This is a genomic window from Algoriphagus sediminis (assembly GCF_030403435.1).
Lineage (GTDB): Bacteria > Bacteroidota > Bacteroidia > Cytophagales > Cyclobacteriaceae > Algoriphagus > Algoriphagus sediminis.
Map to the genome: position 1 here is coordinate 1 of NZ_JAUEPH010000005.1, position 26,053 is coordinate 26,053.

Annotated in this window: 17 protein-coding genes; 11 read left to right on the forward strand and 6 right to left on the reverse strand. The window is 41.0% G+C overall.

Annotated features, from left to right (window positions below):
• Positions 1–123: 123 nt before the first annotated feature.
• Together rluF and QVH07_RS11720 are read right to left on the reverse strand one after the other, a co-directional pair.
• The gene (gene rluF, locus QVH07_RS11715; protein WP_290000589.1) at positions 124–858 is read right to left on the reverse strand and encodes a 23S rRNA pseudouridine(2604) synthase RluF; all 735 of its coding nucleotides are present in this window, start codon (positions 856–858) and stop codon (positions 124–126) included.
• An 8-nt stretch (positions 859–866) separates the two neighbouring features.
• Positions 867–2,174 (reverse strand): M23 family metallopeptidase, encoded by a 1,308-nt coding sequence (locus QVH07_RS11720; RefSeq protein WP_290000591.1) that lies wholly within the window; start codon positions 2,172–2,174, stop codon positions 867–869.
• A gap of 219 nt (positions 2,175–2,393) precedes the next feature.
• On the opposite strand from QVH07_RS11720, the gene aspS reads away from it, so the two are divergent.
• Entirely contained in the window at positions 2,394–4,148 is a 1,755-nt protein-coding gene (gene aspS, locus QVH07_RS11725) for an aspartate--tRNA ligase (protein ID WP_290000593.1), read from the forward strand.
• An 18-nt stretch (positions 4,149–4,166) separates the two neighbouring features.
• Here the strand turns inward: aspS and QVH07_RS11730 are convergent, their stop codons facing one another.
• The gene (locus QVH07_RS11730; RefSeq protein WP_290000594.1) at positions 4,167–4,862 is read right to left on the reverse strand and encodes a lysoplasmalogenase; all 696 of its coding nucleotides are present in this window, start codon (positions 4,860–4,862) and stop codon (positions 4,167–4,169) included.
• A gap of 306 nt (positions 4,863–5,168) precedes the next feature.
• Between QVH07_RS11730 and QVH07_RS11735 the strand changes: the two genes are divergently transcribed.
• From QVH07_RS11735 to QVH07_RS11770, 8 genes are all read left to right on the forward strand, one after another.
• Entirely contained in the window at positions 5,169–8,438 is a 3,270-nt protein-coding gene (locus QVH07_RS11735; RefSeq protein ID WP_290000596.1) for a TonB-dependent receptor, read from the forward strand.
• Between the two features lie 81 nt (positions 8,439–8,519).
• Positions 8,520–9,584, forward strand: a complete 1,065-nt coding sequence (locus QVH07_RS11740) for a DUF481 domain-containing protein (RefSeq protein ID WP_290000598.1) — start codon at positions 8,520–8,522, stop codon at positions 9,582–9,584.
• 10 nt (positions 9,585–9,594) lie between these two features.
• Positions 9,595–10,671 (forward strand): DUF481 domain-containing protein, encoded by a 1,077-nt coding sequence (locus QVH07_RS11745; RefSeq protein WP_290000600.1) that lies wholly within the window; start codon positions 9,595–9,597, stop codon positions 10,669–10,671.
• A gap of 143 nt (positions 10,672–10,814) precedes the next feature.
• Positions 10,815–11,597 (forward strand): alpha/beta fold hydrolase, encoded by a 783-nt coding sequence (locus tag QVH07_RS11750; protein ID WP_290000602.1) that lies wholly within the window; start codon positions 10,815–10,817, stop codon positions 11,595–11,597.
• A gap of 19 nt (positions 11,598–11,616) precedes the next feature.
• The gene (locus QVH07_RS11755; protein ID WP_290000604.1) at positions 11,617–12,693 is read left to right on the forward strand and encodes an efflux RND transporter periplasmic adaptor subunit; all 1,077 of its coding nucleotides are present in this window, start codon (positions 11,617–11,619) and stop codon (positions 12,691–12,693) included.
• A 1-nt stretch (position 12,694) separates the two neighbouring features.
• Positions 12,695–15,757: an efflux RND transporter permease subunit gene (locus tag QVH07_RS11760; RefSeq protein WP_290000606.1), complete on the forward strand. Its 3,063-nt coding sequence runs from the start codon at positions 12,695–12,697 to the stop codon at positions 15,755–15,757.
• A complete protein-coding gene (locus tag QVH07_RS11765; RefSeq protein WP_290000608.1) occupies positions 15,757–17,100 on the forward strand; it encodes a TolC family protein in 1,344 nt (447 codons plus the stop codon). Before QVH07_RS11760 ends, QVH07_RS11765 begins: the two co-directional genes overlap by 1 nt.
• A 98-nt stretch (positions 17,101–17,198) precedes the next feature.
• Positions 17,199–18,602 (forward strand): MltF family protein, encoded by a 1,404-nt coding sequence (locus tag QVH07_RS11770; protein WP_290000610.1) that lies wholly within the window; start codon positions 17,199–17,201, stop codon positions 18,600–18,602.
• On the opposite strand, the gene QVH07_RS11775 is transcribed toward QVH07_RS11770, so the two are convergent.
• From QVH07_RS11775 to QVH07_RS11785, 3 genes are read right to left on the reverse strand one after another with little or no spacing between them, the layout of a single operon-like run.
• Positions 18,599–19,066: a RidA family protein gene (locus QVH07_RS11775; protein ID WP_290000611.1), complete on the reverse strand. Its 468-nt coding sequence runs from the start codon at positions 19,064–19,066 to the stop codon at positions 18,599–18,601. The genes QVH07_RS11770 and QVH07_RS11775 overlap by 4 nt on opposite strands.
• A gap of 5 nt (positions 19,067–19,071) precedes the next feature.
• Positions 19,072–20,385 (reverse strand): gluconate:H+ symporter, encoded by a 1,314-nt coding sequence (locus QVH07_RS11780; protein ID WP_290000614.1) that lies wholly within the window; start codon positions 20,383–20,385, stop codon positions 19,072–19,074.
• Between the two features lie 50 nt (positions 20,386–20,435).
• A complete protein-coding gene (locus tag QVH07_RS11785) occupies positions 20,436–22,646 on the reverse strand; it encodes a T9SS type A sorting domain-containing protein (RefSeq protein WP_290000616.1) in 2,211 nt (736 codons plus the stop codon).
• Positions 22,647–22,766: 120 nt separating this feature from the next.
• Here QVH07_RS11785 and QVH07_RS11790 point away from each other — a divergent pair, with 120 nt between their 5' ends.
• Together QVH07_RS11790 and uvrB are read left to right on the forward strand one after the other, a co-directional pair.
• Positions 22,767–23,966 (forward strand): Lnb N-terminal periplasmic domain-containing protein, encoded by a 1,200-nt coding sequence (locus QVH07_RS11790; RefSeq protein WP_290000617.1) that lies wholly within the window; start codon positions 22,767–22,769, stop codon positions 23,964–23,966.
• A 42-nt stretch (positions 23,967–24,008) separates the two neighbouring features.
• Positions 24,009–26,051 (forward strand): excinuclease ABC subunit UvrB, encoded by a 2,043-nt coding sequence (gene uvrB, locus QVH07_RS11795; RefSeq protein WP_290000619.1) that lies wholly within the window; start codon positions 24,009–24,011, stop codon positions 26,049–26,051.
• Positions 26,052–26,053: the final 2 nt, after the last annotated feature.

The following is a 26,053-nucleotide window of genomic DNA, read 5'->3' on the forward strand; positions in this document are numbered from 1 at the left end:
TCAAGCTTCAGCTACACAGGTCGAAAGAAGAAAGTGGATACGATGGAAGAGGAGTAATCCTCAGCCAAGAATAATTCAAGACTTAACATAACACAGAAAGCCCCTCATTTGAGGGGCTTTTGTTTATCCGTCAAATGTCTTTGAGGAGTCTGAGGTTAGTTCATTGATTTTTGCTAGTTCGTCAGGCGTCAGGTCACGCCATTTTCCGACAGGTATGTCAAGCATTACGTTCATGATCCTTACCCTTTTTAGTTGCTTTACACTGTAGCCAAAATATTCACACATTCTCCGGATTTGCCTATTTAGGCCTTGTGTCAAAATAATCCGGAATTTGAATTTACTGAGTTTAGATATAGTACAAGGTTGGGTAATGGTATCAAGAATCGGAACACCTTTGGCCATGCCTTTAAGAAATTGAGCATTAATAGGTTTATCAACCGTCACGATATACTCCTTCTCATGATTGTTTTTGGCCCTGAGGATTTTGTTAACAATGTCTCCATCACTGGTTAGAAAAATCAACCCTTCACTTTCTTTGTCTAATCTTCCAATAGGAAATATTCTTTTTGGGTGTTTGATAAAGTCAATAATGTTGTCTTTTTCTACTCTGGTATCTGTAGTACAAACAATTCCAACTGGCTTATTGAAAGCAATATATGTGTGATCTTGGGTGGGCTTTCCTATCGGCTTTCCATCGACTGTGACCGTATCCCCTGGCTTTACTTTAGTCCCTAACTCAGGCTTTTTTCCATTAATCCGAATTCTGCCTTGTTCCAGGAGTTTATCACCTTCTCTCCTGGAGCAATACCCAACCTCGCTCAGGTATTTATTGATGCGAATGGAATCAGATTCGCTCACGGTGGTTTTTAGTCAAGTGTAGAAACTGGCTCAGCCATAGTTTCTTTTTCTGCCAATAGCCTCTGCTGATCTTCAGGGAAAGGAATAGAAGCGAGTAGCTGTAAATATTGAGATTTTGTTGATTCGAAGGCAACCAAGTTTTCTGGAAGAATTGGCTCCGATGGCGGGATCTTTTCCTTTAGCCAATCCACTTGTTTTCCATGCTTCCAAAATCGAAAACAAAGGTGTGGACCTGTCGCTAAACCAGTACTTCCTACGTATCCTATCACCTGTCCTTGCTTCACTCTTGTTCCTGGCTTCATGCCTTTCGCAATCTTTGACATGTGCAGATATTGGGTGGTGTAAGTAGCGTTATGCTTTATTTTGACGTAGTTTCCATTACCTCGGTGGTAGGTAGCATGGGTAACGGTTCCATCGCCCACCGCCCTGATTTCAGTACCTGTGGCCGCAGCATAGTCAGTTCCTAAGTGAGGCTTATATCTTTTTTGTACAGGATGGAATCTTCTAAGATTGTATCTTGAGCTGATTCGGGTAAATTTTACTGGATCTCTCAGGAATGCCTTTTTCAAACTTTCACCCTCTGCATCGAAGAAATTCCATTCACCATTTTGCTCAAAAGGAATCGCATGATAGGTCTGTCCTTTGTGCTCGAACAGAGCAGTTTCGATTCCTTCAATTCCCACAACCTGACCGTCAATGACTTTCTCTTTAAAGGAGACTTTATATTTATCGCCTTTTTGCAGTCCCTGAAAATCAACGGACCAACCGTAAAGATCAGCGAAGAGGTCAATAAGTTCTGGAGAAACTTCCTGCTTAACCATATCTACATAAAGACTTGTGTTGATTAAACCGGCTACTTCTCTTTTTCTTAATTCAACAGGCTTTTCAATTTTATAAATGTCAAGCGAGTCAAGGTCGAATACCACAAACTCCACCGGATTGGGTTCATAAATAAAATATTTGGCCACAGCCGAGTCCCCTGGCGTTAGAATAGTAAATTTCCTATTCGATTTAATCTTTCTGACATCGAAAATTTCCTTTGACTTTTTCGCTAATTCGTCAATCGTCGCGAAAGAAACATTGAACGGGCTGAGAATGGATGATAGTGTCTGGTTTCTCTTAACTTCACCCTCTACAATATTTAAACCGGTCACATCAATTCCGTAAACCAGGTTTTCCTTATTCTCTATTACCTCTTCTTCTGGGATCTCGACAGCAATTTCTTCTGGTTTGCTGGCACTATCGAAAAAATAAAAAACTGAAAGTGTAATTATTGAAACTATACCGGCTGTCAAGGCCATCCACTTTTTATTCATCCGCGCGTCTGATTTGAAGTAATTGAGGAAGTTAGATTTTTTTAATTAACTAGCTACAAAAGTAACGGTTTTTTAATACCCGATATTTTGAAAGCTCCACAAAAACTAGCAAAAATCATTCCCTGATCCAGAAGAGAGGAAGAAGAGATCAAATTTTAGGGAATTTACTTTGCATCTTTTTCAATTAGTTATCTTTGCGGCCGAATAAAAGTTTGAAAAATGCTTAGAACACACAATTGCGGGGAGCTTAGATTGGATCAAGTAGGAAGTCAGGTCACATTGTCCGGATGGGTACAAAGAGTCCGTGACAAAGGAGGTTTGATCTGGGTGGATCTGAGAGATCGGTATGGTCTTACTCAGCTTATTTTTGAAGAAGGATCTACCGATCCAAAGCTTTTGGAAAAGGCTGCTGATTTAGGTCGTGAATTTGTGCTTCAGGCGAAAGGTGAGGTGATAGAAAGGACTTCGAAAAACCCGAATCTTCCAACAGGAGAAATTGAAATAAAGGTAACTGAGTTGGAAGTGCTTAATCCTGCAAAGCTTCCTCCATTTCTTATCGAAGATGAAACCGATGGGGGTGAAGAACTTAGAATGAAATATAGATATCTCGATCTAAGGAGAAATGTCATTCGTGAAAAACTACAGCTAAGACATAGAATGATGCAAGAGACCAGAAAGTATATGGACTCTGCTGATTTCATTGAAGTGGAAACCCCTGTTTTGATTAAGTCAACTCCTGAAGGTGCGCGTGATTTTATTGTTCCGAGCAGAGTAAACCAGGGTGAGTTTTATGCATTGCCTCAATCTCCTCAGACCTTCAAGCAGCTATTAATGGTGAGTGGTTTTGATCGTTATTTTCAAATCGTAAAATGTTTTCGGGATGAGGATTTGCGGGCAGACAGACAGCCAGAGTTTACCCAGATAGACTGCGAAATGTCATTCGTGGATCAGGAGGATATTCTAGAAACATTTGAGGGTTTGACAAAACATTTATTCAGGACAGTGAGAGGAATCGAACTGGAAGAAGTAAAAAGAATGTCTTACGCTAATGCGATGAAATGGTATGGAAATGATAAGCCTGATTTGCGTTTTGGAATGCGTTTCCAGGAGCTGAATGATTTAATGCAGGGAAAAGGATTTGGGATTTTTGACCAGGCAGAGAAAATTCTGGGTATTTGTGCAGTGGGAGCGGGAACCTACACCAGAAAGCAGTTAGATGCTTTGACGGATTGGGTTAAACGTCCTCAGATTGGTGCCAAGGGCTTGGTCTATATAAAATATAATGAGGACGGGACATTAAAGTCTACTGTGGGTAAATTCTATTCTGAGGATGATTTGAAGCAGGTGGCAAAGCGATTCGACGCTCAACCGGGTGACTTAATTCTGATTCTGAGTGGAGATACTAATCCTGTGAGAAAGCAGATGTCGGAATTGAGGCTTAAGATGGGAGATGAACTTGGTTTGAGGGATAAGAATGTTTTCAAACCACTATGGGTTGTAGATTTTCCATTGCTTGAGTGGGACGAGGAGACTGGTAGATACCATGCAATGCACCACCCTTTCACATCCCCTAAAAAGGAAGACATACCTCTTTTAGATTCTAATCCAGGAGAAGTAAGAGCTAATGCTTATGATTTGGTAATTAATGGAGTGGAAATCGGAGGGGGATCCATAAGGATTCATGATAAGAAAACTCAAAGTACCATGTTTAAGCATTTGGGTTTTACTAGTGAAGAAGCGAATGAGCAATTCGGGTTTTTAATGGAAGCTTTTGAATATGGAGCACCGCCCCATGGTGGAATTGCTTTCGGGTTTGACCGGCTATGTGCCATCTTTGGGGGATCAGATTCGATCCGTGATTACATCGCATTCCCGAAGAATAATTCCGGCCGGGATGTGATGATAGATTCACCTAGTGCCATAGGCCAAGAGCAGCTAGATGAGTTATCGATTCAATTGAAAAATAAAAAGTAAAAGGATGAGGCTTCGGCCTCATTTTTTTATGGGGTTCAGGATATGGGTGCGAATTCCCATAACTATAAGTAGCTGGGCGATGGCATAGGTCCCCATAATCATTATATCACTTTCGGGGTGATACTCGTAGAATTTGTTCAAGGCAATAATAGCATCAGATATTAGAAAGAAAGCCCCTCCAATGAATACCTGCCAAAATGAGACTGGATTACAGTTCTTAAATCGCTCTCTGGCTGTGGTCAGCATCATCACGATTACAATAATGTAAATGGCAACCGGTATTTTCAATGATCCCAGATTCGGGTTGATCAGGTAGAATACAAAAGCCCCTACAAAGTAAATCGGCAGGTTGAGAAAAAAAGTCCGGATAAAATTTACTTTTCCAATTCGCTCTGGGTTGTATTGAGCTACTTTAAAACCAATGATGTAGCATCCCTGGGCAATGAGAAAACTGCCCAAACCATAGATAAAAAGGTTCTCCCAAAGCAAAAGTACATCTCCAATCCAGCTAAAAATCAAAGCACTCAAAATAGCTTTCCCGAGTAGAGTACCTCGGATTGGCTTTGATAGCTGGAAGAAATAAATAATTAATCCAATAAGGATGAATGGCTTTGAGTATATCCTAGACTCAGCATTACCTTCTACCAGAAAGGCCAAATCCACGAGGGTGGCGATCAGGAATAAATACAGCCATATGATATTTTTATCTTTCAATCTTCGAAAATATTCAAGGAGGGTATGAGTTCGAGTCTAGGAATCAAACAAAATAGGAAAGATAAATCAGATAATTAACAAAAATTCACAAAATAAAAAATCGTTATTTAGCAAAAATTTGAAATATAAGTTTGATGACTTATTAAATTCAGTAACTCAAACAAATTAAATTTTTCTTCTAATGTTAATTTTTTGTTAATTTTTGTAAAAAAAAGTAGATAAAATTAATTTAAACAACTGGCTAAAAAGAAGTTGTAATTTTTACATTTGTGCAACTTTTGAACATCAATATTTAATCAACTAAAGATGAGAAAAAATCTACTTAAACCTTTGATCGTCACTTTGATTGCTGTTTTTGCAAGCACGGTGGCTTTCTCCCAAGGTGTAACCACTGCCAGTATCCGTGGATCCGTGGTGGATCAAACGGGTGAAGCACTCCCAGGTGCCAACGTGGTGGCGACACATGAGCCTTCTGGTACCCGATATGGGGCTGTAAGTAATCTTGAGGGAAGATTTGTTCTTCCAAACATGCGTGTAGGTGGTCCTTACACGGTCATCGTTTCTTTCGTGGGCTTTGAAGATCAGACTTTCGAAGGAATAGTTCTTGGACTAGGTCAGCAATATACAATCAATGCTGAATTAGCTGATGGCTTAGAACTTGAAGCTGTAGAAGTGATAGCCAGTCAGGATGCAGTGATGAATTCAGACAGAACAGGTGCTTCACTGAACCTAAATAATGAAACCATCAATGCATTACCTACCGTCAACAGGAGTATCAATGATTTTACTCGATTGACTCCTCAGTCAAACGGAACTTCATTTGCAGGTACTTCTAACCGATTCAATAACTACACAATTGACGGAAATATTTACAACAATAACTTTGGACTAGGCTCAGGACAATTTGCAGGATCTAACCCGATTTCATTGGATGCAATAGAAGAAGTGCAAGTAAACCTAGCTCCATTTGATGTAAGGCAGGCAGGCTTTACAGGTGCATCTGTGAATGCAATCACCAAATCCGGTACTAATGAGTTTTCTGGGTCGGCTTACTACTTCTTGAGAAATGATCAGATGATCGGCGATAAAGTAGGAGATACACGACTTCCAATAGACGATTCAAAGAATGAAATTGTTGGCTTCCGTCTTGGTGGCCCAATTATTAAGAATAAACTTTTCTTTTTCGTTTCATACGAGGAAGAAACTGAGGCTGTTCCAAGCTTTACAAAAGTTGCTGCAAGACCTGGCTTAGAGCCTGATGGATTGACTGTATCTAGAGTTCAAGCATCAGATTTGGATTTTATCAGAGAAAATCTGAGAAATATTTACGATTATGAGACAGGTCCTTATGAAGGTTATCCTTTTGCTTCTGAGCAAACTAGGTTTAATGCAAGATTGGATTGGAACATCAATGACAGGCATAACCTTTCTGTTCGATACAACAACTACACAGCGTTTACAGATGTACCTACCAATCGTAATTCCATTCGCTTCATTTCTACCCGATATAGAAATACTTCCAGGACCGGAATAGAGGCGATGAACTTTAGAAATTCAAATTATACGAATGATAGAAATGTATCTTCATGGGTGGCTGAATTGAACTCCAGAATCGGCACAAATATGTCTAACCAGATCAATATTGGTTACACATCCATAACGGATCCAAAAAGAGGAATACCTGGTGGACAGGCGTTCCCTTTCATTGAAATTCTTGAACCAGATGAGGCCGGTAACTTACTTTACTACACTTCAGTAGGAAATGAGCTATTTACCGTGGGGAACTTATTGGAGAATAATATCTTCAACTTTACTGATAACTTCTCCCTTTTCAAAGGAAACCATACTTACACATTTGGTGTGAATTTCGAGTACATGACCTTTGATAACGCTTTTAATCCAACCTTCAATGGACATTACAGATTCCTCTCCTATGATTCCTTCGTGGAAACTGTAATCAACAGAACTCCTGGTACATACCCAGAGACTTTTGCTACCTCATTTGCTTTGGATGGATCAACTACTCCTCCTACTGATCAGACTGCTTTTGGTCAGGTCGGACTTTATGTACAGGATGAATGGCAGGCAACTCAAAACCTGAAATTGACCGGTGGTTTAAGAGTGGATTTCCCATTCTATCCAATCGACATCCCAAGAAACGAGCTTCTGGATGATTTGAATAAAACATTCGAAACTCCAAGCGGAACGATTACTCCAGACGTAAGTACTTTCCCAAAGGTAAACCCACTATGGTCCCCACGTGTCGGATTTAACTGGGATGCTAAGGGTGATAGAACCACTCAGGTAAGAGGTGGTACAGGTATTTTCTCTGGAAGAATTCCATTCGTATGGCTTTCAAACCAGGTAAATGGTTCTGGAGTAGTAAGAGGTGGAATTGGTTACGAGGGAGAAGAAGTGGTTGAAGCATTTGGTCCTAATTATGTGTTTAATCCAGACGTGACCTTTGGTAACCCAGAAAACCCAGGACAGTCTCTTTCCAATGAGTTGAACCTGACGGACGAGGAGTTCAAACTTCCTCAAGTTTGGAGAACAAACCTTGCTGTAGACCAAGTGCTTCCATTTGGAATCATCGGTACTTTGGAATTTATCTATTCGAGAGATGTTTCCACACCTATAGCTTACAACGCCGTTTTGAGAACTCCTGATGGAACCCTTGCGGGTCCTGATCAAAGACCATATTGGGAGGGTACAAACTATTCTAATGATCCTGATTTCAGGAATGTGTTCTTCCTTACTAATGCACAGGAAAATGCAAACTACTATTCCATCACAGCTCAACTTCAGAAGTCATTTGAAAGTGGTTGGAATGTGATGGCAGCCTACACTAGATCAAGATCACAGGATCTTGATGCAGCAGGAGGTTCTCAGGCAGTATCACTATGGCCAGCGGCAGTAGCAAGTGACAGAAATAATCCAGCTCTCGGTTTTTCCAGATTTGATGTTCCAAACAGAGTGATTGGTAATCTTTCTTATCAGTCTGATAATACAACGATCTCGTTGTTTTACGAAGGTTCTGATGCGGGTAGATTCTCTTACACTTATGCGGGCAACTTTGGGGATGCTTCTGATCGTCTGATGTATATTCCAAATAGTGCAAGCGAGTTGAATTTTGAAGAGTTTGAATTAGGAGGAAGAACCATCACCGCCGCAGAGCAAGCGACACTTTTCGATGCCTATATTGAGCAGGATGACTATTTGAGAGAAAACAGAGGTTCTGTGGCAGAGAGAAATGGTGCGGTAAGACCTTGGTTGAATAGATTTGATTTCAGAATTCTTCAGGATTTGGTATTTACCAAGGATCAGAAGAATAGACTTCAGCTGTCCATCGATATCTTAAACATAGGAAACTTGTTCAACTCTGAATGGGGCGTTCCACAATTTGCTAATCAGGAAAACCCGCTTAGCTACAGAGGAAGAAACCAATTGAATGAACCAGTGTATAGGCTAACCACCATCCCTGGTACTTCTGATTTCCCAACAGAGACTTTCAGAACTTCTACTTCCTTCAGTGATACATGGAGAATGCAAGTGGGTGTCAGATATATTTTCAACTAATATCAATCCAGATATTTTAAAAAAAGCATCCTGAAAGGGATGCTTTTTTTATTTTTGCTTCTTCACCAACCTTTAGCAGTTATGCGAAAAATTTTTGTACTCTTGATTTTGACATTTGTTCTTGGCTATGAGGTCTCAGCACAGACTGACTCTTTGGTCTTGAAGAACAAGAATTACATCGTAGGAGAGATAAAATCAATGGATCGAGGAGTATTGACCATTGAAACAGACTACTCCGATTCTGACTTTAAGGTGACCTGGCTTGAAATTGCTGAGATTTATTCAAATGTAAATTTTTTAATTTCCACGACTGAAGGGGTTCGATATAATGGAAAGCTAAATACAACGGAGGAGGGACAAGTGCGAATCGATTACTATAACCCTGACAAAATAATAAAAATGAAAAAAGCCGATGAGGAGGATGAACCAACAGACTTTGTCGCCTTTGTCCCAATTGCAGACATCGTTTACTTGAATTCTTTAGACGAGGGTTTCTGGAGCCGATTATCTGCTAATATTGATTTTGGATGGAGCCTTACAAGAGCAAATAACCTTAGACAAGTAAGCTTGAGAAGTGGTCTGGGCTATCTGGCAAATAGGTGGAAAGCCTCGGCAAGCGTCAACTCGCTTTCGTCTTCTCAGAACGAAGTAGAGGATATCAGAAGAACCGATGGAGGAGTGGCATTTAATTTCTTTTTACCTAAAGATTGGTTCCTGGCTTACAATTTTACCTTTTTATCTAATACTGAACAGCTGCTAGATTTAAGAACAGGAAATAAACTGTCAGTGGGTAAGTATTTCACCAGAACTAATCGAACTTACTTCGCTTTTCAGGTAGGAGCTAACTTTAACAATGAAGTCTTTCTTGATGATACACCGACTCGGCAATCGGGTGAAGCATTTATTGGTTCGGAGTTAAATCTTTATGATATAGGTGATTTTAACCTTTTAACCAATGTCGCGGTATACCCGAGTTTATCAGAGAAAGGCAGATTAAGAACGGATTTTGCTCTTGACGTTAAATATGATTTTCTAGATGATTTCTATGTGAAATTCGGAACTACACTGAACTATGATAATCAGCCTGTAGAAGGCGCTCCAACTCTAGATTACATTTTTCAAACTACAGTAGGTTGGGAGCTTTAAATTGGCTTTGATGGTTTCAAAAAAATCACTTCAAATACTCTTTTTCTTTTTAATCGGGACTTTTGGAGTGTTTTTTTCTTCCTTTGCCCAAAACGTCCAAGACACTGTTTTTATAGAAAATGGGGATAGGATTATTGGGGAAATCAAACAACTATCCAAAGGTACACTCTCAATAAAACCAAGCTATGCCAATGCTACTATTCAACTAAATTGGAATGAAATAATAGGCCTTCAATCTAATCGAAACTTCATATTTACTTTGAATGCAGGGGAAAGGGCTTTGGTGGAATTAGAAAGATTGGAGGGAGATTCTTTGAGTTTTAGGCCACTTCAGATTTACTTGAAAAGAAGGACCTCGGATAGATTTTATGGTGTCGAAAGATTAAAAATAGGGAAGGGCGAAATTTCTCATATCGAAATAGAAAAAAAGGGTTTTTTTAATCGACTGGATGGAGATGTAAGCCTTGGAATAAATTTGGCAAAAGCTAATAAGCTTCGACAAACGGCCTTAAGAAGCAGGTTGAGTTATCAAGGAGGGAGGTTTGCTACTGCGGTAAGTTTTAATGGCATTCGATCCACTCAAAACGAAACGCAGGACATTAGCCGAACTGATGGAGGGCTTTTGATAATTTATCTGATTACAAATCGCTGGTTTGCTTTGACTAGAGCAAATTTTCTAAGTAACACCGAACAACTTCTTGATATAAGGATGGATCTGAAACTGGGTTCAGGATGGTATGTCATTCAGAAACCAAAGCAAGAACTTTCTACTTCTGCTGGGTGGAATTTGAATCTGGAGCGATTCTCCAATTTAGCTGAGACGTCCCAGTCTTCGGAATTGACGTATGGGTTTACTTTTAGCAGGGAAATTTTTGATAAGTTGAGTGTACAAGGCCAGTTCATAGGGTTTTCTGGCATAACGCAAAAAGGAAGATTCAGGTCTGATAGTCGTGTGGATGTTAAGTACACCATAGTGAAGGACTTGTTTCTCAAAGTGGGTGGAACGTATAATTATGATAATCAGCCGGCAGAGAACGCGAGCAGATCAGATTATGTAATCCAGACTACGGTTGGTTGGACTTTTTAGACAGCCAATTATGTAAGTATCATCCATTTTTTCCATTAAAGGATGACATTTGCCATCCTTATTTTTTGTCCTGTTAACACTCGATATCAATCGGTACTTTTACACTTAGGCAACTTTTATCCGAGTTGAGTAGTTTATCAGAAATGCTTTATTACAAACGATATAATCATCCTGAGAGTAAAGAGTGGCTCGTGTTTATTCATGGAGCCGGGGGATCTTCTGCCGTTTGGTATAAGCAGTTTAAATTTTTCAAGAGGCATTTCAATTTACTGTTGATTGATCTTAGAGGCCATGGAAAGTCCACAGATCTTCCGGAGAAAATCTATAACCAGGAGTATACTTTTGAAGGGGTAACTGAGGATATTATTGAAGTTTTGGATGATGCTAATATTCCTAAAGCCCACTTTATGGGTGTTTCATTGGGGACTATTCTAGCGAGGCAACTTGCAGAAATGCAGCCTCAAAGAGTCAAATCCTTGGTTATGGCTGGTGCTGTGACACGATTAACCATTCAATCTAGATTGCTGGTTTTCCTTGGAAATACTTTTAAAAAGGTGATTCCTTATATGTGGCTATATCAATTATTTGCCTTCATCATTATGCCCAGAAAGCAGCATAGTGAATCGAGAAATTTATTTGTCAGGGAAGCAAAGAAGCTTTGTCAGAAAGAATTTATCCGTTGGTTCAAATTGACAAAGGACATCAATCCCTTGCTTCGATATTTCAAGGAATCTGATCTAGGGATTCCAACTTTATATGTAATGGGTGATCAGGACGTGATGTTTTTAGAACCTGTGAAAACCATGGTGAAAAAGCACAAGGCTTCTGTTTTGAAGGTGTTGGATCAGTGTGGTCATGTAGTCAATGTGCAGCAACCCGATGTATTTAATAGCTTATCATTAAAATTTATCCAGCAGCAAGTTTAATTGCTTTGGAACCAAACCTATGAACAAACAAACTAAAACGATCCTGATTGTAGGGATCATTGTTATCGTTGCCCTTGCCTTCTTTTACCCACGATGGAATAGCAGGAATTCTAATGAAAATTCTGGCCCGGTAGCTGAATCATCTGCACCACAGGGTTTACCAGTGGATGTGGTCGAAATGAAAAAGCAAACTTTAAAAAATGAGCTTTCCATTACCGGTACTATTCTACCCAACGAAGTTGTGGATCTTCGACCAGAAGTTTCTGGACTTGTGACTCGGATTTCATTTAAGGAGGGCCAATATGTGACGAAAGGCGCCCCATTACTTTACCTCAATGATGATGAGCTTCAGGCACAGTATCAAAGACTACAATACACTCAAAAGCTTTTTGAAAGTCAGGAAAATCGACAGAAGCAGCTTCTTGCTCGTGAGGCCATAAGTCAGGAGGAATACGATATAGTTCTGAACCAATATAATACCACGCTTTCAGATCTTAAGCTAGTGGAGGCACAGATCGAAAAAACTGTAATTAGAGCACCTTTCAATGGTGTTTTGGGCTTAAGGCAGGTAAGTGAAGGCTCCGTGATCGGAACCGGAGATGTGATTGCTACAGTGGTGAATATGGATCCAATTAAAATTGAGTTTTCCATTCCCGAACGATACAGCAATATGGTAAAGCTAGGGTCCACAGTTTTTTTCACTAACGAGTCCTCTGATCAGGTCTTTGAAGGAATAGTTTATGCCTATGAGCCGCAGATTGATGCTGCCACCAGGACGCTAAGGCTCAGAGCGGAAGCACCAAATAAGGACCGTCAGTTTCTACCAGGAATGTTTGTCAGGATCAATTATGTACTAAATGAAATTGATAATGCCTTGATGGTTCCAGCAGAATCAGTTATTCCTGAATTGCAGGGATATAAAGTTTTTGTAGTAGGTGAGGGAAATAAGGCGCAAGAAAGAACAGTAGAAATTGGGACTCGAACTGAAAATCAGGTGCAAATAGTGAGTGGGCTAGAAGAAGGTGATTTGGTTTTGGCTACTGGAGTTCTCCAGGCCAGAACAGGCACTGATTTACAAATCAATAAATTGAACTAATATGGCAAGCTTATCAAATTTAAGTATCAATCGGCCAGTCCTTGCCATTGTAATGTCCATTCTGATTGTGCTTTTTGGCGTGATCGGGATTTCATTGCTTGGGATACGGGAATTTCCCAGTGTAGATCCCCCGGTCATTAATGTCAGAACAAATTATGTAGGTGCTAATGCCGATGTGATAGAGGCACAGATCACAGAACCTCTGGAAGAGGCGATCAATGGTATTCAAGGGATAAAGTCTCTTACCTCTACATCTAATGACGGATCGAGTAGTATTACGGTAGAATTTGATGTTGGAGCTGATCTGGAAGCTGCCGCCAATGATGTGAGGGATAAAGTGTCAGGTGCACAAAGAAATCTTCCTCCAGATGCCGATCCACCTGTGGTTTCTAAGGCAGATGCTGATTCTCAGCCTATTGTTTTCCTCAATGTAAAAAGTGATGAAAGAAGTCTATTGGATCTATCTGACATTGCAGAAAATATCTTCAAAGAAAGATTACAAACGATTCCTGGAGTAAGTAGGGTCCAGATTTGGGGTGAAAAAGAATATGCCATTCGTTTAAGAATGGATCCTTTGAAAATGGCTTCCTATGGAGTGACTCCGCTAGATGTGCTTCAGAAAGTTCAATCTGAAAACGTAGAGCTACCTTCTGGAAGAATAGAAGGAGAAACCATTGAGCTATCTGTGAGGACAAAAAGCAGGCTGGCCTCTCCTCAGGAATTTAACCAGCTAATCATCAAGGAAGACCAAAATAATATTGTGAGGTTCCAAGATGTAGGTAAGGCAGAGCTGGCAGCACTCAATGAGAGAACGGTACTGAAGAGAGATGGAGTACCCATGGTTGGAGTAGTTCTGGTTCCTCTTCCTGGGTCGAATAATATTGAGATTGTTGATGAGTTTTACAGGCGGCTGGAATTTATCAAAAAAGATTTGCCTGCTGATGTTGGTTTGGAAATTGGCTTTGATTCCACCACCTACATTCGTAACTCAATCTCAGAAGTGCAGGAAACCATTATCACTGCATTTATTCTCGTAGTTGCCATTATCTTCTTATTTCTCAGGGATTGGAGAACAACTTTCATCCCAGTATTAACCATACCGATATCTCTTATCGGGGTCTTTTTTGTCATGTATTTGATGGATTTTTCTATCAATGTCCTGACTCTTCTGGGTATCGTCTTGTCCATTGGTTTGGTAGTGGATGATGCTATTGTTGTACTTGAAAATATTTACACCCGAATAGAAAAGGGAGAAAAGCCTTTGGATGCCGCCAAAAAGGGGGCAGAAGAAATTTTCTTTGCGGTAATCGCAACCACCGTAGCATTGGCGGCTGTGTTTTTACCAGTAATTTTCCTTACAGGGACGACCGGACGACTATTCCGTGAATTCGGAATTGTGGTAGCTGGTGCGGTCATCATCTCCTCATTTGTGGCATTGACCATGACTCCAATGCTGAGTTCTAAATTACTTAAGAGAAGAGAAAAGCATAATGCTTTTTACAATTTTACAGAGCCAGGTTTTGTTTGGATGAACAATAAATATGACCAGGCATTAAGTTGGTTTATGAAATTCAGATGGGTAGCTTTTCCATTGATTGCTCTAATGGGACTTGGGATCTACAGCATGTTTTCAAGCATACCAACAGAATTAGCCCCAACTGAAGACAGAGGAGAAATCAGAATTCAGTTAGCCGGACCTGAGGGAGCTACCTTTGGATATATGGACAGGGTGATTGATGAAATGGTTGGGGATTTTCTCAACACGTACTCAAAAGAAGAAGTGACGGGATTGATTTCCGTAACCTCTCCAGGCTTTGGTACTGCAAGTACTAATTCAGGATTTGTACGATTTATTCTCACCGATTCAGAAAATCGAGAAAAGTCGCAGCATGAGTATTTCAATGAAATCAACCAAAAATTAAGAGGATATACCTCCGTAAGAGCATTTGCTTCAGAACCACAGTCGATAGGAAATAGGAGAGGAGGGCTTCCGGTACAGTATGTTCTCCAGGCCCAGACCCTTGAAAAATTGAAAGAAGCCATTCCTCCATTTATGGAAGAAGTGGGTAAAAGCGATAAGTTTATTTTCTCAGATATCAATCTCAAGTTCACCAAACCGGAGCTGGAAATTGAGATTGATCGAGAGAAGGCTAGAAATATTGGAGTTTCCGTACAGGAAATTGCCAGAACTTTGCAGCTTTCTTTTTCAGGTCAGCGATTCGCCTATTTCATCATGAATGGAAAGCAGTATCAGGTAGTAGGAGAAATGCAAATTGAGGACAGAAATGAACCCATAAATCTTAGAATGCTCTATGTAAGGGCTGAAAATGGACAACTTGTGCAGCTTGATAATCTGGTGAGCGTAGTTGAGAAAAGTACACCTCCACAATTGTACAGATTCAATAGATTCGTTTCGGCTACTGTTTCAGCTAACCTTGCTGAAGGCTATACTATAGGAGATGGCTTGGAGGAAATGGATCGGATTGCTGCTGACGTTTTGGACGAAACATTTACTACGGATGTTTCTGGCCCTTCAAAGGAATTCAGGGAAAGTAGTAATAGTCTTTTGTTTGCATTCCTATTTGCCCTGGTTTTGATCTATCTGGTTCTTTCTGCTCAGTTTGAGAGTTTTAGAGATCCCCTGACTATTATGTTTACAGTTCCGCTCGCCTTGTTTGGAGCTTTGGGAACTCTTTGGGCATTTGATTACACCCTGAATATTTTCAGTCAGATTGGTATTATCATGTTGATAGGACTGGTGACCAAAAATGGTATACTCATCGTGGAGTTTGCTAATCAGCGAAAGGCTCAGGGAATGAGTATTCATGAGGCTATATATGGAGCGGCAGTTGCTCGGTTCAGACCAATTTTGATGACTAGTTTATCTACAATTTTGGGGATTTTACCTATTGCTTTGGCACTTGGTGCCGGTGCAGAAAGTAGAGTTCCTATGGGAGCAACCGTAATTGGAGGACTAGCCTTTGCTACCATTCTTACTTTATTTATCATCCCTGCTGTATACACATACCTCACCTCGAAGGAAGGTCGTTTAGCCAGAGTATAATGAAGAAATTTTATTACTTACTAGTAGCCGCCTGTTTTTGGTCTGGAATTTCCCAGGCTCAAGAAGAATTGAATTTAGAGAAAGCAATTCAACTTGGATTGGAGAATAATTTTGATGTCAAGATTGCAATTGAAAATATTGACATCACAGAGTTTGACAAAAAAATAGGGGTTGGGGACTTTTTTATGCCCCAGTTGGACGCGACATACACCAGAAATTATGGCAGTGAAGATGTAGAACAAACCTTTCTGAACGACCCCGAGCCGAGAGTCATTGATGGGGCCAAAAGTCAAACAGAGAACTTCACTTTAGCTGCGATTTATGGTTTCCGGCCAGAGAGCTTTGTTGTGATGAAGCGTCTTGGTCAGCTCAATGAAATCAGCGAGCTTGACGCGAAAGTGGTTGTAGAAAATTCGGTTGCTGATATTTCCTCTGCCTACTATCGTCTTGTTTTGGAGCAGCAGAGATACGAAGTTCTTGAAAGAACCCTTGAATTAAGCCAGTCGAGACTAGATATATCCCAGGCACAATATGAATTAGGAAGTGCAGGGCGAAGGGATTTTCTTACTGCAGAGGTAGATTATTATTCGGATTTGACTTTGCTCAGGGCACAAGAGCAAGTTATCCAAAATACCAAGGTAGATTTAAACCAATTACTTGCTCTCGAACCTGATACAGAATTTGTGGTGAACGACACCATTTTAATCGGGGAAGACTTGAATTTAATGGAGTTACAAGAGAATGCTTTCCTAGAAAATAAGCAGCTCCTGATCATTCAAAGACAGGAGAATGTTGCCTATTTGCAGGAAAAAGAGCTGAGAGCTCAGAGGCTTCCAACCCTAAATTTGAATGGAAGCTACAATAACAACACATTTAATTCTGATGCGGGGTTTCTTGTGCAAAACCAAAGACAAGGATTTAATTATGGTGGAAATATCACTTTGAATCTTTTCAGTGGTCTCACGCTTAATCGCAGAATCCAGAGTGCAAAGGTTCAGCGAAAAATTACTGACTATGCACTTGATCAATATGAGGTTCAGCTGAGCTCAGACATTCAGCGAGCCTTTAATACCTATGAAACCAATAAAGCTCTGTTGGAGATTGAGCAAAAGAATTATGCTGTGGCAAAAGAGAACACTGAATTAGCCCTGGAACGATTTAGACTTGGAATTTCATCGTATTTAGAGTTTCGGGATGCGCAGGTTAATCTTCTAAGTGCAGAAAACAGACTGATCACTTCCATATTTAATATCAAGGAACAGGAGATTGAATTGCTCAGACTATCTGGCAAAATTTACTTCTCAAATAGTTTTGAGCCCATCGAGGAAGTTCTGGGGAATTAGCACTTTTTAACCTATCTGTCTGATACTCTGATTTTTGCTTTGGCATAGCATTTGTCTAAAAGGACTTCGTACTATTCTGAATCCAAGGATTCTAACGAATGAGAAGAACGATTTCCTTAATCTCTACACTTTTGGTGACCCTTTTATTTGGGGTTCAGTGTACCTTCTTGGAAAAGCACTTTGGGGATACTTTTAAAGAACCCAGGTATATTCTGGATCTTCAGGGAATACAAAAAAGGGGATTTATTCGCGCTGCTGTTGATAATAATACCACGGGCTTTTATATCTATAGAGGCCGTAGAATGGGCTATGAATATGAATTGCTCAGGGATTATGCGGAGCGAATTGGAGTGGGGCTTGATTTGGTACTGACCTCCGACATTCAGGAGGCTTTTGATAAACTAGAAAGCGGCGAAGTAGATATCATCGCGATGAATCTGGAAAAAACACCTGAGCGCGAAAAGAACACCTCCTTCACTTCTCCAATCGACGAAATGAATACTGTTTTGGTAGGCAGAGCAAAATCTGGTCGAATCGAAAACTGGGAGGAACTCGAAAACGATACCATTTACGTGAGGTCGAACTCTGCTTATAAAAACCAACTTCAGGCGATTCGGGACACTCTCAATTTAGCTTTCACTATCCTGGAAGACCCCAGACATGAGGAGGCTCTTATCGATGCAGTAGTCAGTGAGGAGATTGATTGGACCATGGCGGACCAAAATGTGGCTAAGGCCAATACTACCTATTATGATGGCCTGGATATTTCCTGGGTAGTTAATGAAGCTGGGGAAGTGGGCTGGGTGACCAGAGATAACTCTAAGGAGCTACTTAATTCTTTAAATGAATGGATTGAGGATAAGCAGAAGCGTTTTATTCCTGATCTTTATGCCAAGTATTTTTTAAACTCAAAAAACGGATACTTTCGAAGTAATAGTCCATTTTCTTCTATTGCTGGGGATCGGATTTCCCAATATGATGAAATCATAAAAAGTGGAGCAGAATACCTTGGGTGGGACTGGAGACTTCTTTCTTCTGTGGTGTATAAAGAATCGCGCTTCGATACCTCTGCCACCTCCTATGCTGGGGCTCGAGGATTGCTTCAATTAATGCCTGTGACTCTGGAGCGATTTGGAGTTGATAACCCCAATGATCCTGAACAGTCCCTTTTTGGCGGCGTCAGGTATCTTGCTTATTTGGATAAATTCTGGCTAACTAGGGTTCCGGATAGCAACGAGCGAATTAAGTTTATACTGGCATCTTATAATGTCGGTCATGGACATGTGGAAGATGCCTGGAGGCTTACGCTTAAATACGGTGAAAATACCCAAAGCTGGGATGCAGTCAGTCAGTATCTTGCCAGAAAAAATGATCCTGTCTTTTATGAAGATCCATTGGTAAAAAGTGGCTACGCCAAAGGGCATTTGGCGGTAGCCTATGTCAAAGATGTGATGAGTATATTTGAAGCGTACAAGGCCTTGGTCGACACTGGAAAGAGTTAATCTTCGTTTAGCTCAAACATTGCTTCAATTTCCACTGGAATATTATCAGGCAAAGATCCCATCCCTATTGCGGATCTGACACCCACTCCATTTTCTTCACCCCATACAGAAGCAAAAAGCTCGCTACAGCCATTGATCACATATGGGTGCTTTCCGAAATCTGGTGTGGCATACACCATACCTAATACTTTGATTACCCGCTTCACCTTATTAAGTGTGCCAAGGTTGGTTTTTATTGTGGAAAGCATAGCTAGCCCGACCTGTCTGGCGGCCAGTTTTGCCTCTTCAGTATTGAGGTCCTGACCTACCTTCCCAACTATAAGAAATCCATCCTCTTTTACCGTGCCGTGTCCCGATAGGTAAAGGTATTTTCCATCGATTAAGCATGGCTTATAAACTCCAAGTGGTTTTGGTGCCGGTGGCAAAGTCAATCCAAGTGACTCAAAATTTTTATCTGCATCCATATTTTTCAAATTATTTGGTCCAAAATTAAAACTCCGATAAGTCCGACTACAGCCACGATGGTTTCCATAAGTGACCAGGTTTTAAGTGTGTCTTTAACGCTTACATTAAAATACTCCTTGTAAAGCCAAAACCCTGAGTCGTTAAAGTGGGAAAAGATGACACTTCCCGTACCAATGGCTAAAACTAGCAGGTTTGGGTCCACATTCATTGTACTCACCAATGGCGCGATGATTCCTGCCGTAGTTAAACCTGCCACTGTAGCTGAACCAACGCAAATTCTAATCAGAGCGGCAATCAACCAGGCTAGAATCAAAGGGTGCATTTGCCAGGTGCTTAAAGCCTCAGCAATTATCAGGCTTACTCCTGTATCCGTCAAGACTTGTTTCAAGGCACCTGCACCAGCCACTATCAAAAGTATCATAGCAACGTCTTTGGTGGCGATAGTATAAATATCCATCACCTTGGGCATTTTAAAACCTCTACCTATCCCCAGTGTAAATGTGGCTACCAATATAGAAATCAGCATGACTATGCTTGGCTCGGAGACAAAATTTACAAAAGGAGCTAGCACACTATTTTCAGAAGTGTTCAAATTTAGAACCGTGGTAATGATTAAAAGGAAAACCGGAAGTAATGCAGTTAAATAGCTATTTGCGATTGAGGGGAGTTCAGACTCGGGTTTAACTTCTGCCTGAAACGTTTCCAGTGGCTTTGCGGAAATTTTTTTAAGTGTTTTGGCGAAAATAGGCCCAGCTATTATCACTGTTGGAATAGTGATTATCATTCCATACAAAAGTGTAAGTCCCATATTTGCTTGGAATTGGCCAACCAAGGCGGCCGGGGCAGGATGTGGTGGCAATAATCCGTGGGTCACTGAAAGGGCTGCCAAAAGTGGAATACCTACATAAACCGCAGGCAGCTTATATTGATAGGCCAGAGTAAAGGCAAGAGGAACTAATAGGACAAATCCAACACTGTAGAAAAGCGGAATACCTACCACTACTCCGGTTAGAGTCATCGCCCAAGTGATGTATTTGGCCCCGAACACATTCATTAAAGAACCTGCGATTCTCTGTGCCGCTCCACTTTCTGCCACGAGCTTTCCTAACATCGCTCCTGTGACGATCACAATGACTAGACCTCCAAGTAAACTTCCAATACCATTTTGAATGGAGGATGCAATTTCTCCGGCTGGCAGGCCCAAAAAGAAACCTGCACAGATGGAAGAAATCAAAAAAGCCAGAAAGGGATTGATCTTGGCCCAAACGATAAGTAGAACCAGAATCAGAATACTAAGCAATACCAGAAGTATGGTCATATTGGGCTGGGCTTAAATCTGAAGATAGGAATTTCTTTCAGAATTGGCCGCTATCTCTTAATCCATCTGGTAAGATAGGAAGAGGTGGAGCTGTGAACTTTTATTATGTATAATCCTTGTGGCAAAGCGGTCATATAATCTTCCAGAAATTTTAAGGTTCCATTCCCCTCTTTAATCATTTGTCCGCCGATTCCGATGATAGAAAAATAGATCGTTTCATTTTCGGAAAGCCCTGGAACTACAATTGATATTTTTCCAGAGTGGTATGGATTGGGGTTTATTTGAAGGTTTGGGGTAGGTACTTTTTCTGAAAGTATGACCTCTGACCATGAATCTTTCCCGTCAAAGTCTATCTGGCGAATTTGATAATATGCGTGCTGGAACTTGAGCCTGGTCGAATCTAGAAAAGTATAAATTCTTGGGTTGTTGGAATCTCCTAAACTTGCTGTTTCACCGATTTTAGACCATTCTCCTTTTCCATCATCACTTCGATAGATTTCGAACTTTTCATTATCCTTTTCCGAAGCTACTTCCCATTCAACAAAAGTGCCTCGTTTTGATATTTGGGTTTCAACCCCCAGCCAGGTAACAGGAAGGATACTCAATGTTCTAAAGCTTCCAATTGTAAAATTGGGGCCTTCCAAATCCTGATAAGAAATTGACCTCCTCGCCCAAAGTTCTATGGGGTCAATGCCTGGAAGATTTGTCCCGGGAGCTGCATATCCTGTCCCAACGATTCTTAAATCGTCTACATCATTAACGATTAGCTCATCCCCTGAAATTCTCATCTCTATTACATCTGAAGAAGGGGTTAAACCAGAAAATTGGAAATAAGAAAAGAGACGATAAAGAATAGTTGTTCCATCTGAATCATCGAATTGAGGATCAGTATCAGCCCCAAGGAACTCTGTGAAATTTACGGTCAAATTTCCAGTTGGACCAGAGCCTAAAAGCTGGATTTTTCTGATTCCACCTTGAAATTGATCCAGGAAGGGCAAAGTGAAGTTGCTGGCAGTCAAGGTGCCAGGAATTTGAAAGTAGGTGAAATCAGCAAGATCTCTCCAATATCCTCCTGAATAGTCCAAACCTCCTGTTCCAAGCAGATTAATGGAAAGGGAGTTTTGATTCAAATTAAGCCCTCCAGAAAGCATTTGAAGATTGGATAAAACCGTTAAATCCTGTTCGAGGCTAACTTCTCCATTAGCCTTGTCAAGCGAAAGATTGAATACGATAAGAGGGAAACCAATTACTCTTTGCTCTCCTGAGCCTGTGAACTCTAAATTGGTGGATGCGAAATCAAAGTTTCCGGTACTGCTTTGTATGAGATCACCGGTTATTGAGAGATTTCCTGGTAGGGCAAGGTTTTGACTCGATCTAAGTTCGAGGTCATGAAAATTATTCGCGAAACTACTTGTAGGGAAAGATTTATCAATAAAGGATTTGGCAGTGATACCCGCTGCAAAGGTTACTTTTCCATCCAACACATACTGTACAACCTCCATCGCTGGGTTGTCACCCTCTAGAATAAGTTCTCCGCCATCCCTTATTTCAAAGAGTGAAGCACTTCTGGTATTAGACCTGAATACGATATCTTCATCGCACTCAGAAATAAAGATGGCCCCACCCTCAATGATGAGATCACCAAAATCATCTGTTCCAAAGGAATTCTCTGAATTGAATGATAATGTCGGGCAGGTCGCTGGGTTAACTGAAGTATCGATTTTTTGAATTACGGTACCCGACCGGAAAATAAATCGCATACTTTTGATCGGTTCTTCAATGGTAAGTACCTCTCCATTCCCTGGATCAAAAATAACCGTATATCGACTCTGTGTTGCAAATCCGCTCCAGGCACCATTAGGAATAATGGTTCTACTATTCCCTTTGAAAATGATTCTGCTATCTATTGAATTCCCTATCCAATTAATCGAATTCCAAGTACCTGAAGGTGTGCCAGGTGCTGCTCCAGAAAATGCCTGAAGTGTACCAAAGACCTCAAGTGCATTTCCATTTAAATTAAGTTTTTCGCCTGCCCCGGTTTCGGCATTGATAAAAAGGGACTTGACACTTTGGTCACCAAGTAGATTTAATGTGTGGGTTTGGTCGATGTATATATCATTCGTGGAGTTTGGTGTGCTTACGGCGGGATTCCATGTGAAGCCATCAAAAGTTTCCCAGATCCCTATGTCAGAAAAGTTTCCAGAGTTAATTGTTCTAAATGAATTAATATCCTGACCATAGATAGCCAGGCAGGAAAACATCAAGTAAAAATTTGAGAATATTATCCTGTATATTCGGCAAGAAAAAATACTGCCGAATGCAGTTATTTTGGCCTTAACTAACACACAAAAAATCCTAAAAAAGTAATTCAAAATACGAAAATGAAGCTTAACTCAAAAGCCTTTGTACTATTTTTATCGTTATTTTTTTGTTTGGGCTCGGTGGCTCAGGCCCAGGTCTATAGAGTAAGTCTTTTGACCTGTGAGCCCGGAGAGGAGCTTTATTCTGCCTTTGGGCATAGTGCCATCCGAATTATGGATATAGGAAGCGGTAGAGATATGGTTTTCAATTATGGGACTTTTGATTTCGATACCCCTTTTTTCCTATATAAGTTTGCCAGGAGAACGCTGGACTACCAGCTATCTGTGACCACCTATGCTCGATTTATTCAGGCCTATAATGCAGAACAAAGAGGGGTAACCGAACAGGTTTTGGATATTTCCGGTGAGCAGGCCCGATATCTTGTGGAGTTTCTGGAAGTGAACCTGCTTCCAGAGAGGAGATATTATCGCTACGATTTCTTTTTTGACAATTGTGCCACCAGAATAAGAGATGCATTTGAATTGGCTCTGGGTGATGATTTGATTTGGGCGGAGCCTGAACCGGCCGATGAACCTAAAACCTTCAGAAACCTGATCGATGAATATATTCTCAGCAGCGTTTGGGCGGATTTCGGAATTGATTTGGCACTGGGTTCTGTGATTGATGAAGAAGCGAGTGCTTATGAGGCTCAGTTTCTTCCGGATTACATGCAGGAGGCATTTGCCAGGGCGGAGGTGCAAAGAGATATCAGAGGAATACGACCTCTGGTCAAGGAAACGAATATCATTCTTGATTTTCCACCTGCTCAGCCGAAATCATGGGGCTTGTTCAATCCCTATGTTTTGCTGTGGCTACTAGCTATACTTTTTGGAACGATTACTTATTTGGGCTACCGCAGAAAGCGATTGTACATAGGTTTTGATTTTGGGTTATTTTCCATTTTGGGATTACTCGGGATTGTAATTTTCCTATTGTGGTTTGCCACAGATCACATTGCTACTAAAATGAATTGGAATATCCTTTGGGCTTTTCCGGGGCACCTCGTTCTTGCCTTCGCTTTGCTTTCAAAAAACCTGAAAAGCTGGGTTAGGAAGTATTTGCTTTTTGCATTGATTGCTGCTGACGCGGCCGTTGTCTTTTGGATTTTTGGCTGGCAAAGCTTTCACCCGAGTATCGTACCCCTGCTTTTGGTGATCATTCTTCGCACGAATTATCTCTATTATAATATAGGGAAGTACAAAGTTTCTGCCAAAGGTTAAACCAAAATTGGTTGAATTGTTGTTGTCAAGGGGCAATCCATTATGAATTTTAAAATCACATCTGAATACGTACCGACTGGTGATCAGCCCAATGCCATAAAGCAACTTTCCGAAGGTATAGAGGAGGGAGAGAGGGCACAGGTTCTTCTTGGTGTTACTGGTTCAGGAAAAACCTTTACCATGGCAAATGTGATCCAGGAAGTGCAAAGACCCTCTTTGGTGCTTTGCCACAATAAGACTTTGGCAGCTCAACTTTACGGTGAATTCAAGCAGTTTTTCCCTGAAAACGCAGTCGAGTATTTCATTTCTTACTACGATTACTATCAACCTGAGGCATTTATTCCCACCTCTGGGACATATATAGAAAAAGATCTTTCCATAAATCAAGAGATTGAAAAACTGCGGTTAAGTGCGACTTCATCATTACTTACCGGCAGGCGTGATGTGATAGTAGTGGCTTCGGTTTCTTGTATTTATGGTATAGGAAATCCAGAGGAATTCGGGAAAAATGTAATTCGACTTCAGGAAGGTGATCGAATACCAAGGAATCAGCTTTTGTTCAAACTAGTCGATATACTTTACAGTCGAACTCATCAGGAATTGAGCCATGGAACCTTTCGAGTGAAAGGAGATACGGTGGATATTTTCGTGGCCTATGCGGATTTTGGCTATAGAATTTTCTTTTGGGGTGATGAAATTGAGGCGATTCAGAGGATTAACCCGCAGACAGGAAAGAAGATTTCAGATGAACGCATCATTTCTATTTTTCCGGCAAATCTATTTGTGACTGGCAGGGATGTGATTGATCAATCGATTAAAGAAATCCAGGATGACATGGTAGCTCAGGTGAATTTCTTTGAAAAGGAAGGAAAATTTATCGAAGCGAAAAGACTGCAAGAGCGAACAGAGTTTGATCTGGAGATGATCCGGGAATTAGGTTATTGCTCAGGAGTGGAGAACTATTCCCGGTATTTTGACCGGAGAAAACCCGGGATGAGGCCGTTCTGTCTTCTAGATTATTTCCCAGATGATTATTTGTTGATGATTGATGAGAGCCACGTAACGGTACCTCAGGTGAGGGCCATGTGGGGAGGTGACCGATCGAGGAAAGTGAACCTCGTTGATTTTGGTTTCAGGCTTCCATCAGCTTTGGACAATAGGCCTCTGCGATTTGAAGAGTTTGAAGATTTAACTAATCAGGTGATTTATGTCTCAGCCACTCCTGCAGATTACGAGTTGAGCCAAACGGAAGGTGTGGTAGTGGAGCAGATTATCCGGCCTACGGGTCTATTAGACCCAACCATCGAAGTGCGGCCAAGTCAGAACCAGATTGATGATTTACTGGAGGAAATCGATCAAACGATCCAAAAGGATGCGAGGGTTCTCGTAACCACGCTGACCAAAAGAATGGCTGAGGAGCTTCAGAAGTATTTGGAAAGGGCGGGAGTAAAGTCACGATACATTCACTCAGAAGTGAAGACATTGGATCGGGTTGAGATTTTGCGTGAGCTGAGATTGGGGATATTTGACGTTTTGGTAGGGGTAAATTTGCTTCGTGAAGGATTGGATTTACCTGAAGTTTCCCTAGTGGCCATTCTGGATGCAGACAAAGAAGGCTTTTTGAGAAATGAGCGAAGTTTAGTACAGACTATCGGGCGCGCTGCTCGGAACGATGAGGGCAGGGTAATTATGTATGCAGATAAAATCACAGAATCTATGAGTTCGGCGATTGATGAGACGAAGCGTCGACGAGCCTTGCAACTCGAGTACAATGAGAAGCATGGTATTGTGCCGAAAACTATCATCAAATCGAGAGAAAAAATCATGGGTCAGACGAAGGTGGCAGATAGCAAGAAAAACGCTAAGGTTTATGCAGAACCGACTGGTCCAGGAGTTGAGATGGCTGCCGATCCTTTGGTTCAGTTTCTGACAAAGGATAAGTTAGAAAAGCTTATTGCTCAGACTCAAAAGCAAATGGAAAAAGCGGCAAAGGAACTGAATTTTATGGAGGCCGCGCGGCTTCGGGACGAGTGGCAAGCTCAAAAGAAGCGTCTCGATGAATTGAATAGGGGACCAGGAAATTAATT

Excerpts from the sequence above, each read along its gene's own strand:
- QVH07_RS11770 (WP_290000610.1), top strand. The coding sequence starts at position 17,199 with ATGAGAAGAACGATTTCCTTAATCTCTACACTTTTGGTGACCCTTTTA.
- QVH07_RS11790 (WP_290000617.1), top strand. The coding sequence starts at position 22,767 with ATGAAGCTTAACTCAAAAGCCTTTGTACTATTTTTATCGTTATTTTTT.
- QVH07_RS11755 (WP_290000604.1), top strand. The coding sequence starts at position 11,617 with ATGAACAAACAAACTAAAACGATCCTGATTGTAGGGATCATTGTTATC.
- aspS (WP_290000593.1), top strand. The coding sequence starts at position 2,394 with ATGCTTAGAACACACAATTGCGGGGAGCTTAGATTGGATCAAGTAGGA.
- QVH07_RS11750 (WP_290000602.1), top strand. The coding sequence starts at position 10,815 with ATGCTTTATTACAAACGATATAATCATCCTGAGAGTAAAGAGTGGCTC.
- QVH07_RS11735 (WP_290000596.1), top strand. The coding sequence starts at position 5,169 with ATGAGAAAAAATCTACTTAAACCTTTGATCGTCACTTTGATTGCTGTT.
- QVH07_RS11740 (WP_290000598.1), top strand. The coding sequence starts at position 8,520 with ATGCGAAAAATTTTTGTACTCTTGATTTTGACATTTGTTCTTGGCTAT.
- QVH07_RS11785 (WP_290000616.1), bottom strand. The coding sequence starts at position 22,646 with ATGTTTTCCTGCCTGGCTATCTATGGTCAGGATATTAATTCATTTAGA.
- QVH07_RS11780 (WP_290000614.1), bottom strand. The coding sequence starts at position 20,385 with ATGACCATACTTCTGGTATTGCTTAGTATTCTGATTCTGGTTCTACTT.
- QVH07_RS11775 (WP_290000611.1), bottom strand. The coding sequence starts at position 19,066 with ATGGATGCAGATAAAAATTTTGAGTCACTTGGATTGACTTTGCCACCG.
- QVH07_RS11765 (WP_290000608.1), top strand. The coding sequence starts at position 15,757 with ATGAAGAAATTTTATTACTTACTAGTAGCCGCCTGTTTTTGGTCTGGA.
- QVH07_RS11760 (WP_290000606.1), top strand. The coding sequence starts at position 12,695 with ATGGCAAGCTTATCAAATTTAAGTATCAATCGGCCAGTCCTTGCCATT.
- uvrB (WP_290000619.1), top strand. The coding sequence starts at position 24,009 with ATGAATTTTAAAATCACATCTGAATACGTACCGACTGGTGATCAGCCC.
- QVH07_RS11720 (WP_290000591.1), bottom strand. The coding sequence starts at position 2,174 with ATGAATAAAAAGTGGATGGCCTTGACAGCCGGTATAGTTTCAATAATT.
- QVH07_RS11745 (WP_290000600.1), top strand. The coding sequence starts at position 9,595 with ATGGTTTCAAAAAAATCACTTCAAATACTCTTTTTCTTTTTAATCGGG.